Here is a 12,282-nt window from a genome sequence, read left to right on the forward strand (position 1 = left end):
TTCCTGATCAACCGGTGGGCACCCGCTGCCCTGCCGTGCCCGCCAGCCGGGCGTGGTAGGCGGCGATCGGGCCGTCGAGGGTGCCCTCGCCGAGCCGCCATCGCTGTTCGAGCCTGTGGCACTCGTCCTTGCGGAAGAGCGCGGGATTGTCGGTCAGCAGCCCGCCGAACGCCCGGCGCAGCTCCTCCTCGTCCGCCGCGACGGGCAGCAGCGAGGCGAGCGTGATCAGCTCGCGGTCCGCGCTCGCCTGGCCGGTCTCGCGGACGAGCCGCGCGAAGTCGCCGCACGGGATCGGCGTGACCGGCACGCCCGCCCGCGCCGGCACGTCGTCGATGCTGACGCTCTCGCCGCGGAAGACGTGCAGCGTACGGCCCCAGACCTCGGGGTCGACCACGGCCGCCCCGACCCGCGCGGCGACATAGTCGACCGGCGTGTAGTCGGTGCGCGTGGCGACGTCGGGACGCACGCCCAGCCGCAGGAACGCCGAGAGCAGCAGATGGGTGAAGGCGACCGGGTTCGGATACCCGTTGTCGGCGCTCGGCATGATCTCGCCGAGCCGCAGCACGGTGACCAGCGCGCCCCGGCGCCGGGCCTCGGCCAGGTAGCGCTCGGCGATCCACTTGGACCGGCTGTAGCCGCCGCCCGGCGGCCTGGCCGACGCCGGGTCGCAGTCCTCCGGCACGCGCTCGCCCCTGTGGAGCGCCTCGGTCTGCAACGCGCCCAGCGTCGAGACGTAGTGCAGCGGCACCGGATGGTGGGCCATCGCCAGCCGCACCAGCTCGATCGTGCCGCGCACGTTGGCCTGGCGGTGGGCGCGGTAGTCGAACAGGAAGTTCACCATCGCGCCGTTGTGCAGCACCAGGTCGCAGGCTCGGGCCAGATGCTCCCAGGTGGAGCCGTCCAGCCCGAGGCCGGGTAAGGACAGGTCGCCCGCGTAGCCCTCCAGCCGGTCGGCGAAGCGCGGCTGCCACAACCCCCGCTCGGTGAGCGCGGCCACCACCCGGGCCGTGGCCGCCTCGTCGTCGGCCGCCCGCGCCAGGCAGCACACCCGCAGCCCGCCGCGGTCCAGCAGCTCGTGCACCAGGCGGCTGCCGACGAACCCGGTGGCCCCGGTGACCAGCACCGTGCGCAGCCGGTCCGGCCTGGACGCGCGCCTGATGGGCTCCCCGTCGGGGACCACGGAGTCGCGCGCCATCAGCACCGACTCCTCCTCGATGGCCTCGTGGTCGTGCCGCCGGCGCTCGATCAGCAGGGCCAGCGCGCCGGCCGTCGGGTGGTCGTACAGGTCCTTGACGTCCACGCGCACGCCGGTCTCGGCGGTGATCATGTGGACCACGGACAGGGCCTGGATGGAGTCGCCGCCCGACTCGGCGAAGTGCGTCTCCGCGGTGAGGCCCGGCCAGCCCAGCGCCGAGCGCATCGCCCGCAGCACCTGGTCGCCCAGGCTCGCGGTCGGCGCGCTCTCGGCCAGCAGCGCGGTGTCCTCGGCCAGCCTGCCGTCGAGGATCTCCTGGAGCCGGCCGCGGTCCACCTTGCCGTTGTCGTGCAGCGGCATCTCGGCCAGCGGGAAGAAGTAGCGCGGGACGCTGGTGCGCGGCAGGGTGCGGCGCAGCTCGGCGGCCAGCGCGGCCTCGGTCAGGCCCCTGCCGGAGGCGAACAGCGCCAGCGCCTTCACCCCCGCCTGCTCGGCCACCAGGACCTCGGCCTGCAGCACGCCGGGGCAGCGCTGGGCCGCCGCGGCGATCTCGCCCAGCTCGATCCGCACGCCGTGGATCTTGACCTGGAAGTCCTTGCGGCCGGCGAAGAACAGGCGGCCGTCGTCGTCCAGGTGGCCGAGGTCGCCCGTGAGGTAGAGGCGGTCGCCGGGGATCTCGCCGGGGAACGGGTTGCCCACGAACGCCCTGGCCGTCGCGGCCGGGTCGCCCAGGTAGCCCGCGCCCAGGCAGACGCCGCCGATCGCGATCTCGCCGGTCGTGCCCGCGGGGACCGGACGCAGGTCCTCGTCCACCACGACCGCGTAGCAGTTGTCGATCGGGCGGCCCAGCGGGACGGCGTCGCCGTCGGCCGCCGAGACCCGGTGGAAGACCATCCCGATGGACGCCTCGGTCGGGCCGTAACCGTTGGTGAGGTCGAGGCCGGGCAGCAGGGCCATCAGGCGGTGCACCGCGCGCGGGCTGACCGCCTCGCTGCCGACGACGAGCCGGCGCAGGGACGACAGCGCGCCCAGGGCGGCGGGGTCACCGTCCACGATGGCGACCAGGGCGTTGAAGACACTGGAGACGAAGTCGGCGGTGGTGATGCCGTACCGGGCGATCAGGTCGATGGTGTGCCGGAGGTTGAGGAAGTCGCCCTGGACGGGCAGCACGGTGCGCCCGCCGGTGGTCAGCGGCCAGAACAGCTGCCACAGCGCGGAGTCGGAGGTGTGCCTGCTGTTCTGGAGCACGACGTCGTCGCCGGTCGCGGCGAAGTAGCGGGTCATGAAGCGCAGCCGGTTGGCCAGGCCGCCGTGCCGGTTCATCGCGCACTTGGGGGTCCCGGTGGTGCCGGAGGTGAAGTAGCCGTACACCAGGTCGTCCGGGCCGAGGGTGACCGCCGGGCGTTCGGAGGTCGGGACGATCGTGTCGATCCCGACGACGACCGCCCGGCGGGCCGCGTCCGGCGGCAGCCGCTCGCCGCCCGCGCACAGGATCGGCCCGTCCGGCAGCACGTCGAGGGTGTCGCGCACCCGCTCGACCGGCCACGACGGGTCGAGCGGCACGAACGCGGCGCCCAGCTTCATCAGCGCCAGGTACGCGACCGGCAGCTCCAGCGAGTTGACCAGCAGGGCGGCGACCACGTCGCCCTTGCCCACGCCGTGCCCGGCCAGCGTCGCCGCCAGGCCGTTGACCAGGTCGTCCAGTTGCCTGTAGGTGAGGGTCCTGCCGTCGTAGGTGACCGCCGGCCGCTCGGGGCACCGGTCGGTCTGCTCCTCGATCAACGCCGGGACGGGACGGAACGGGCCGAAGTCGACCGTCCGGCCGGTGAAGCCGCGGGTGTTGCCGGTCATCTCCACCTCTCTGTCAGGAATGTACGAACGGCGACCGGTCCCCTTGCCTCACGCGCCCCCGTCGCCTTCCTCATAGGCGTTCCAAGTCGTTCCAGAGCCGGCCCGGCGCGTACGCCGGTTCACCGTCCCCGCCGGTCCCGCCGGTCCCGCCGGTCCCGCCGATGGCCGCCGCGGCGGCGATCCGGCCCGCCTCGGGCGACGTCTGGACCCCGTAGCCGCCGAGGGCGGCCAGCCAGACGAACCCCGGAGCGTCGGGCGCCGGCCCGATCACCGGCGTCCCGTCGGCCACCTCGCTGCGCAGCCCCGCCCAGGCGTGCCGGACGCTGCGGATCTCCAGCGTCGTGGCCTCCTGGACGCGCCGCACGCCGACGGCGACGTCCAGGTCGTCGGGACGGGCGTCGCAGGGCGCCACGAGGGTGGCGTCGGCGGGGGAGACCAGCAGCCGGCCGGACTCGGGCTTGAAGTAGAACGTGTCCGCCACGTCGGTGACCATCGGCCAGGACCGGGCGTCCGTCCCGCCGGGCAGGTCCACCAGGAACGCGGTCCTGCGCAGCGGGCGCAGCCCCACCGGACGCACCCCGGCCAGCGCGGCGACCTCGTCGGCCCACGCCCCGGCGGCGTTGACCAGCGTCGGCGCGGCGTGCTCGCCCGTGTCGGTGACCGCCCGCCAGACGCCGGACGTGCGCGACAGCGCCCGTACCCGGGCGGAGGTGAGGACCTGGCCGCCCCGGGCCCGGATGCCGCGCAGGAATCCCTGGTGGAGGGCGTCCACGTCGATGTCCATGGCGCCCGGTTTCAGCATCGCGCGGCTGAACCGGCCCGGACGCAGGATCGGGCAGTGCTCCAGGGCCTCGGCGGAGCCGATCTCCACGGCCGGCGTCGGGGCCCGCCGTCCCTCGGCCAGCACGTCGTCGAACAGCTTCTCCCCGCCGTACGGGCACAGCGCGAGCACGCCGCGCGGGGTCAGCAGCGGGACGTCGGCGAAGCCCGGAGGAGGCGCGGCGAGGAAGTCCCTGCTCGCCGCCGTGAGAGCCCGGACGGCCGGGTTGCCGAAGTACTCCGAGAAGAGGGCCGCCGACCGGCCGGTCGAGTGGTGGCCGGTGACCTGTTCGGCTTCGAGCAGGGTCACGGTGCCGTACCCGGCGAGGAAGAACCCCGCGCAGGCGCCCGCGACGCCGCCCCCGACAATGAGAAAATCTCTCACGTCCGTAAACTGATCACATTTCACCGGGTTTCGGCAAACAGTTTGTGCGTCCTGACAAAAATGACTTGCCCGAAATGCGGAGTAAGTCAGGTCGTAAATGCGATAACTCAAGCATTTATGCAAACGATCTTGTGATTACCGGCCTGTCACAGCCTCGGCGGCGGTGGCAGGCCGTCCCGGCGGGGTCAACCCCTATGTCAGAAATGGCGCAGGCGTGCGCCACGAGTGTCAGATCCGGTCGCTGAGGGCGCGCAGCAGACCCGCGAACCCCGGCGCCGCCAGGCGCGGCGGGACGGCGGCCATCAGCCGCATCACCGGCTCGCTCTGCATGAGCGCCCTCGGGCCCGACGCCGCGAGCGTGTTCGCGGCCACCGCCGAGGCCCGCGCCGCCCGCCGCCTGCGTCGCGCCGAGTACGCGTCCACGACTGTGTCCACGACTGTGTCCATGACCGCGTCCGGGGCGGGCGCGGCCCGCAGGCAGGCGGTCAGCGCGGCCACGTCCTCAAGCGCCTGGTTGGTGCCGTGCGCCCCGACGGGCGGCATCGCATGCGCCGCGTCGCCGAGCAGCACGCACCGCCCGGCGCCCCAGCGGCGCGGGACCCTGTGCCGGGTGTGCGGGAACAGCTCGACGTCTCCGTCGGAGAGCGAGTCCAGGACCCGCGCGACCGGCGCGCCCCAACCGGCGAAGCGGCGGCGCAGCATCTCCACCGGCTTGCGCGCGGGAGGGTCGGCCGGGGACCAGGGCAGCTCGAAGAACCACTGCATGAGCCCGTCGCCCGCGCTCATGAAGCCGGCGTCGGCCTGCCGTCCGATCATCAGGGTCGTGGTCGGGCCGGGGTCGAAGGGGGCGGGCGTCAGGCCTTGCCAGATCGCCAGGCCCGTGGTCGCCGCGGGGCCGTCGCCCAGCGCGAGCGCGCGCACCCGCGAGCGCACGCCGTCGGCCCCCACCAGGAGGTCCGCCTCGTACTCCGCGCCCGTCGCGGTCCGCACCCGCGCGCCGTCGCGGTCGGTCTCCAGGTCCCGTACGCGCGCGCCGAACCGTACGGAGCCGTCCGGGAGGCCGGCGGCCAGAAGCTTGATCAGCGAGCCGCGCGGGATCACCCGGGGCGCCGAGCCGAAGCGGGCCGTCAGGGACTCCAGGTCCACCTCCGTGATCCGGCGGCCCCGGGCCGTGCGCAGGGATAACGTGGACAGCCGCTGGCCGGTGCCCGCCAGGTCCACGCCGAGGTCGCCGAGGATCGCCGTCCCGTTGCACCACAGCGTGATCGCGCCGCCGCCGAGGCGCAGGCCGTCCGCGCCTTCCAGGACGACGACCTCGTGGCCGTCCGCGACCAGGCCGCGCGCGACCGCCAGCCCGCTGATCCCCGCCCCCGCCACCAGCACCCGCATGAGCCGCCCCCTCTACGAATCGTAGTACTACACGCTATAGAGGGACATGGCGGGTGTGAAGCGGCTCATCGGTGGTAGCCGAGCGTCGGGAGACGAGCACTTTGGGGGGAACATGGCCGAACGCCTGACCGACGAGGACATCGACACCGCCATGGCGGCGCTGGAGGGCTGGCGGCGGGACGGCGACGCCCTGGTCAAGGACGTGCCGATCACGCCCGACAGCTTCGGCTGGCTCAGCGAGGCGGTGCACAACGAGGGCGCGGCGCTGGGTCACCAGGCCGAGATCGAGCGAACGGAGGAGGGCATCCGCTTCCGGCTCTCGACGGGCGACGCGGGCGGGGTCACCGAGCGCGACGTCGAACTGGCCGCCCACATCGACCAGGTGCTCGACGGCGGCGCCCTGGACCGCGGCTGACCTCCGGCGGCCCGCGGTGGACGGGCCGCGTCATCCCCCCTGGCGAGAGCCCCGGTGTGCAGGCTGCACAGGTTGTGCAGGGGCCACACCCTGTGTAGGGTGCATTCGGACAATAGGGGGATTAATGGTGCATTCCGCGCCCAGCCCGCGCTCCGGCGGCGGGATCGTCAGCGTGCTCGCGGTCGCCGGCATCGTCGGCTCGCTCATGCAGACGCTGGTGGTGCCGCTCATCGGCCAGCTGCCGCGGCTGCTGCACGCCGCCCCCGCCGACACGTCATGGGTGATCACCGTGACGCTGCTGGTCGGCGCGGTCGCCACCCCCGTGATCGGCAAGCTCGGCGACCTCTACGGCAAGCGCACCATGATGCTCGTCTGCTCGGTGCCCCTCGTCGCCGGGTCGGTCGTGTGCGCGCTGTCCGGCTCCCTGATCCCGATGATCACTGGACGCGGCCTCCAGGGGCTGGGCGTCGGCATGATCCCGCTCGGCGTCAGCGCGCTGCGCGACCTGCTGCCGCCCCAGCGCGTCGGCCCGGCCATCGCGCTGATGAGCTCGTCCATGGGCATCGGCGGCGCGCTCGGGCTGCCGATCTCGGCCGCCGTCGCCGAGTACGCCGACTGGCGGGTGCTGTTCTGGGGCGCGGCCGCGCTGAGCGTGCTGGTCGGGGTGCTGATCTGGCTGCTGGTCCCGGCCACGCCCGCCGCCGCCCGGGGCCGCCTTGACCTCGTCGGCGCGTTCGGCCTGGGCGCGGCGCTAGTGTGCCTGCTGCTCGGCGTCTCGAAGGGCGGCGACTGGGGCTGGTCGAGCGGCACCACCCTCGGGCTGCTCGGCGGCGCCGTGCTGCTCGCCCTGCTGTGGGCCCTGTGGGAGCTGCGCGTCCGCGACCCGCTCGTGGACCTGCGCACCACCGCCCGCCCGCAGGTGCTGCTCACCAACCTGGCCTCGATCCTCGTCGGCTTCGCCATGTACGCCCAGTCCCTGGTCCTCATGCAGATCCTGCAACTGCCCGCGGCGCTCGGCTACGGCCTGGGCCAGTCGATGCTGGCCGCCGGGCTCTGGATGGCGCCGTCCGGGCTGATGATGATGGCGGTCTCCTCGCTGGGCGCCCGGCTGTCGGCCGCCCGCGGGCCCAAGACCAGCCTGTTCGTCGGCGCGCTGGTCATCGCGGCCGGTTACGGCGCCGCCCTCGGCCTGATGGGCTGGAGCTGGGGTCTGATGATCGCCGGTTGCATCGGCAGCGCCGGGGTCGGCCTGGCGTACGGCGCGATGCCCGCCCTCATCATGGGCGCGGTGCCGAGGAGCGAGACCGCCTCGGCCAACAGCTTCAACACCCTGATGCGCTCCATCGGCACCTCGGTCTGCGCCGCCGTGATCGGCGTCGTCCTGGCCCAGCTCACCGTCACGGTCGGCGGCCACACGCTGCCGTCGGAGGCCGGCTTCCGCACCGCCCTGATGATCGGCTGCGGCGTCGCGGTGGTCGCCGCGCTGGTCACCCTGACGCTGCCGAAGCCCGTGGCCGCCGCCGCGCCGGCCCTCGCCGCGACGTCCGTCCCCACCACCGTCCCCACTCCCGCCCCGGCGGCCGGTCCCGCTCCCGCGTCCGCCGAGGCCCTCGGTCCCTGGGAGGACGCGTTCCGCTCGCACGACCTCGCCCCCGAGGGCCGCCACCACCCGCGGCCGGTCCAGCCGGAGGAGACCGGCGTGCTCTCCCTGGAGGAGCGGGACGAGCTGCTCTGGCTCCGCCGCGAGAACGCCGAGCTCCGCCGCGAGCTGGACGTGCTCATGCAGAACGTCGGCGTCTGGCTCAGGAACCTGGCCGATGACAAGCCGGCGGGCTGACCAGCCACAACGCATGCCCGACAAATAATGATTTGAACGAGCGAGTACTCACTCATTACGCTCGTCCGCATGACCAGAAGGCGACGGGTGCCCGCGATGGCGCCCGAAGACCGCCGTGCCGCCCTCATCGAGGCCACCGTCCCCCTGCTGCGCGCGCACGGCACCGCCGTCAGCACCCGCCAGATCGCCGAGGCCGCGGGCGTGGCCGAGGGCACGATCTTCGGCGTCTTCCCCGACAAGGCCACGCTGCTGCGCGCGGCCCTGATGAGCGCGTTCGACCCCGGTCCGGCCGAGCGCGCGTTCGCCGCCATCGCCGCCACGCAAGGGCTGCGCGCCCGGCTGTGCGAAGTGGCGGCGCTGCTGCGGGCGGGCATGACGGCCAACGTCAACCTCTTCGCCGTGCCCCGCGAGCTCATGGCCGAGGACGCCGAGTTCCACGAGTACATGCTGGCCAGCCGCACCCGCATCACCACCGCGCTCGCCGCCCTCGTCGAGCCTGACCGCGACCACCTGCGCCGCTCGCCCATGGCCACGGCGCAACTGCTGCTCATGCTCGTCTCGGTGAGCGTCCACCGCGGTTTCGGCCTGTCCGGCGACTTCGGCGACATGGACGACGAGGAGATCGTCTCCGTCCTGCTCGACGGGCTGCTGGTGCGGCCCTCCCTCACCCCCTCGACAGAAAGCGTCCGTTGATGCTGCTACGCCTGCTGCGGGTCCAGCTCAGGCCGTACGGGAAGGAGATCACGCTCGTGGTCCTCTTCCAGTTCGTGCAGACACTGGCCACGCTCTACCTCCCCACACTCAACGCCGACATCATCGACCACGGCGTCGTCACCGGCGACACCGGTTACATCATGCGCGTCGGGCTGGTGATGCTCGGGGTGACGTTCATCCAGATCGTCTGCTCGATCGTGGCCGTCTACTACGGCGCCAGAACCTCGATGGCCCTCGGCCGCGACCTGCGGGCCGCGATCTTCCACCGGGTGCAGGGCTTCTCGGTGCAGGAGGTCAACAGGTTCGGGGCGCCGTCCCTGATCACCCGGACCACCAACGACGTGCAGCAGGTGCAGCTGCTCGTGCTGATGACGTTCACGATGATGGTGGCCGCGCCGATCATGTGCGTCGGCGGCATCGTGCTGGCGCTGCGCCAGGACACGGCGCTGTCGTCGCTGTTGCTCGTCGTGCTGCCGGTGATGATCGTCATCGTCGGCCTGGTCGTCTGGCGCATGCGCCCGCTGTTCCGCACCATGCAGGAGCGCATCGACCGGATCAACCAGGTGCTGCGCGAGCAGATCATCGGCATCCGGGTCATCAGGGCGTTCGTCCGCGACCGGCACGAGCGCGAGCGCTTCGGCGTGGCCAACGAACGGCTCACCGACGTGTCGCTGCGGGTCGGGCGGCTGATGGCGCTGATGTTCCCCTCGGTCATGCTGGTCGTGAACGTCTCCAGCGTCGCCGTCATCTGGTTCGGCGGCCAGCGCATCGCCGACGGGGCCATGCAGGTCGGCGCGCTGACCGCGGTCATCTCCTACCTGATGCAGATCCTGATGTCGGTGATGATGGCCATGTTCATGTTCATGATGATCCCGCGCGCCGAGGTCTCCGCCGAGCGCATCGAGGACGTGCTCGGCACCGACCCGACCGTCAACCCGCCCGCCGAGCCCGTCATCCCCGACGGCCACGCGGGCGAGCTGGAGCTGCGGTCCGTGGACTTCCGCTACCCGGGCGCCGAGGACCCGGTGCTGTCCGGGGTGAGCTTCACCGCGCGGCGCGGCCGTACCACCGCGATCATCGGCAGCACCGGCAGCGGCAAGACGACGCTGCTCAACCTCGTCCCGCGGCTGTTCGACGCGACCGCCGGCGACGTGCTGGTGGACGGCGTCAACGTGCGCGACCTCGACCCGGCGGCCCTGGCCCGCGCGGTCGGCCTGGTCCCGCAGGGGCCCTACCTGTTCTCCGGCACCGTGGCCTCCAACCTGCGCTACGGCCGGCCCGACGCCACCGACGAGGAGCTGTGGCGGGCCCTGGAGATCGCCCAGGCCCGCGAGTTCGTCGAGGCGATGCCCGGCGGCCTGGACGAGCCGATCTCCCAGGGCGGCACGAACGTCTCCGGCGGCCAGCGCCAGCGCCTGGCCATCGCCAGGACCCTCGTGCACCGGCCGGAGATCTACCTGTTCGACGACTCCTTCTCCGCCCTCGACTACGCCACCGACGCCCGCCTGCGCGCCGCCCTGGCCGCGGAGATCACCGACGCCACGATCGTCATCGTCGCCCAGCGGGTGAACACGATCCGCGACGCCGACCTCATCCTGGTCCTCGACGAGGGACGCGTGGTCGGCAGCGGCGACCACGCCGAGCTCATGGAGACCTGCCCGACGTACCGGGAGATCGTGCTGTCCCAGCTCACCGAACAGGAGGCCGCGGCATGACCGCCCAGGCTCCCGCGCGCCGCCCGCAGCCCGCCTTCGGACCGGGCAGGATGATGTCCGGGCCCGCCGAGAAGGCGCTCGACTTCGGCGGCACGCTGCGCAAGCTGATGCGCCTGTTGCGGCCCGAGCGCGCGCTGCTCGGGGTCGTCCTGGCCCTCGGCGTCGCCAGCGTGGCGCTCACCGTCATCGGCCCCAAGATCCTCGGCCACGCCACCGACCTCATCTTCTCCGGCATCATCGGCGCCCGGCTGCCCGCCGGGATCACCAAGGAGCAGGCCGTGGCGGGCCTGCGCGCCAAGGGCGAGGGCAACTTCGCCGACATGGTGTCCTCGATGCACGTCGTGCCCGGCCAGGGCATCGACTTCACCGGGCTGGCCTACGTGCTGGGCTGGGTGCTGGCCATCTACGTGGTGGCGGCGCTGCTCGGCATCGTGCAGTTCCGGCTCACCACGACCGTCGTGCAGCGGGCGGCGTCCCGGCTGCGCGAGCGGATCGAGGCCAAGCTGGGACGGCTGCCGCTCAGCTACTTCGACGGCCAGCCGCGCGGCGAGATCCTCAGCCGGGCCACCAACGACACCGACAACATCGCCCAGACCCTCCAGCAGACCATGAGCCAGCTCATCTCGTCGGTGCTGACCGTCGTGGGCGTGCTGGTGGTGATGTTCTGGATCTCGCCGATCCTGGCGCTCATCGCCCTGGTCACGGTGCCCGTGTCGGTCTACGTCACCACCGTCATCGGCAAGCGGTCGCAGCCGGAGTTCATCAAGCAGTGGTCGTCCACCGGCAAGCTCAACGGCCACATCGAGGAGATGTACGGCGGCCACACCCTGGTCAAGGTCTTCGGCCGGCAGCAGGAGGCCGCCGCCACCTTCGAGGAGCACAACCAGGCCCTGTACGCCTCCAGCTTCCGCGCCCAGTTCATCTCCGGCGTCATCCAGCCGGCGATGATGTTCATCGGCAACGTCAACTACGTGCTGGTGGCCGTCGTGGGCGGGTTCAAGGTGGCCTCGGGCTCGATCTCGCTGGGCGACGTGCAGGCGTTCATCCAGTACTCCCGGCAGTTCAGCCAGCCGCTCACCCAGGTGGCCGGCATGGCGAACCTCGTCCAGTCGGGCATCGCCTCGGCCGAGCGGGTCTTCGAGCTGCTGGACGCCCCCGAGCAGTCGGCCGAGCCGGCCGAGCCCGCGCGTCCGGCCGAGCTGCGGGGCCGGGTGGCGTTCGAGGACGTCTCCTTCCGCTACAGCCCCGACCGGCCGCTGATCGAGAACCTGTCGCTGACCGTGGAGCCCGGCCAGACCGTGGCCATCGTCGGCCCCACGGGAGCGGGCAAGACGACCCTGGTCAACCTCATCATGCGCTTCTACGAGGTGACCGGCGGCCGCATCACCCTCGACGGCGTCGACACGGCCGACATGTCCAGGGAAGAGCTGCGCGCCGACATCGGCATGGTGCTCCAGGACACCTGGCTGTTCGGCGGCACCATCGCCGAGAACATCGGCTACGGGGCCGAGGGCGCCACCCGCGAGCGCATCGAGGCCGCCGCGCGGGCCGCCCACGTCGACCGCATCGCGCACACGCTGCCCGACGGCTACGACACGGTGATCGACGACGAGGGCGCCACGGTCAGCGCGGGCGAGAAGCAGCTCATCACGATCGCCCGCGCGTTCCTGTCCGAGCCGGCGATCCTCATCCTGGACGAGGCCACCAGCTCGGTCGACACCCGTACCGAGGTGCTCATCCAGCGGGCGATGAGCTCGCTGCGCGAGGGCCGGACGAGCTTCGTGATCGCCCACCGCCTGTCCACGATCCGCGACGCCAGCCTGATCCTGGTCATGGAGGACGGCCGCATCGTCGAACAGGGCACCCACGAGGCCCTCCTGGCGGCGGACGGCGCCTACGCCCGCCTCTACTCCGCCCAGTTCGCCCAGGCGGTCGCCGAGGTGGACTGACGCCGGCGTCCCC

Annotated in this window: 8 protein-coding genes; 5 read left to right on the top strand and 3 right to left on the bottom strand. The window is 72.6% G+C overall.

From position 1 onward, the window contains the following. Positions 1-7 precede the first annotated feature (7 nt). From AB0J97_RS47875 to AB0J97_RS47885, 3 genes are all read right to left on the bottom strand, one after another. Positions 8-3,046 carry an amino acid adenylation domain-containing protein gene (locus tag AB0J97_RS47875; protein WP_364102973.1) on the bottom strand — a complete coding sequence of 1,013 codons (3,039 nt, stop codon included), beginning with the start codon at positions 3,044-3,046 and terminating at the stop codon, positions 8-10. Positions 3,047-3,116: 70 nt separating this feature from the next. Then, complete coding sequence (locus AB0J97_RS47880) at positions 3,117-4,250, bottom strand: FAD-binding oxidoreductase (protein WP_364102976.1); 1,134 nt, start codon at positions 4,248-4,250, stop codon at positions 3,117-3,119. 228 nt (positions 4,251-4,478) lie between these two features. After that, the gene (locus tag AB0J97_RS47885) at positions 4,479-5,639 is read right to left on the bottom strand and encodes an NAD(P)/FAD-dependent oxidoreductase (protein ID WP_364102979.1); all 1,161 of its coding nucleotides are present in this window, start codon (positions 5,637-5,639) and stop codon (positions 4,479-4,481) included. Positions 5,640-5,751: 112 nt separating this feature from the next. Between AB0J97_RS47885 and AB0J97_RS47890 the strand changes: the two genes are divergently transcribed. The 5 genes from AB0J97_RS47890 (at position 5,752) to AB0J97_RS47910 (ending at position 12,269) form a co-directional block, all read left to right on the top strand. After that, positions 5,752-6,054 carry a 4a-hydroxytetrahydrobiopterin dehydratase gene (locus AB0J97_RS47890; RefSeq protein WP_364102982.1) on the top strand — a complete coding sequence of 101 codons (303 nt, stop codon included), beginning with the start codon at positions 5,752-5,754 and terminating at the stop codon, positions 6,052-6,054. 124 nt (positions 6,055-6,178) lie between these two features. Beyond that, entirely contained in the window at positions 6,179-7,891 is a 1,713-nt protein-coding gene (locus AB0J97_RS47895) for an MFS transporter (RefSeq protein WP_364102985.1), read from the top strand. Between the two features lie 69 nt (positions 7,892-7,960). Continuing rightward, a complete protein-coding gene (locus tag AB0J97_RS47900; RefSeq protein ID WP_364102988.1) occupies positions 7,961-8,584 on the top strand; it encodes a helix-turn-helix domain-containing protein in 624 nt (207 codons plus the stop codon). After that, on the top strand, positions 8,584-10,320 hold the full coding sequence (locus AB0J97_RS47905) for an ABC transporter ATP-binding protein (protein ID WP_364102991.1): 1,737 nt from the start codon (positions 8,584-8,586) through the stop codon (positions 10,318-10,320). Before AB0J97_RS47900 ends, AB0J97_RS47905 begins: the two co-directional genes overlap by 1 nt. After that, entirely contained in the window at positions 10,317-12,269 is a 1,953-nt protein-coding gene (locus AB0J97_RS47910; RefSeq protein WP_364102994.1) for an ABC transporter ATP-binding protein, read from the top strand. The genes AB0J97_RS47905 and AB0J97_RS47910 overlap by 4 nt, the downstream gene beginning before the upstream one ends. Positions 12,270-12,282 lie beyond the last annotated feature (13 nt).

The sequence above is a fragment of the Nonomuraea sp. NPDC049607 genome (genome assembly GCF_040675375.1).
Taxonomy (GTDB): domain Bacteria; phylum Actinomycetota; class Actinomycetes; order Streptosporangiales; family Streptosporangiaceae; genus Nonomuraea.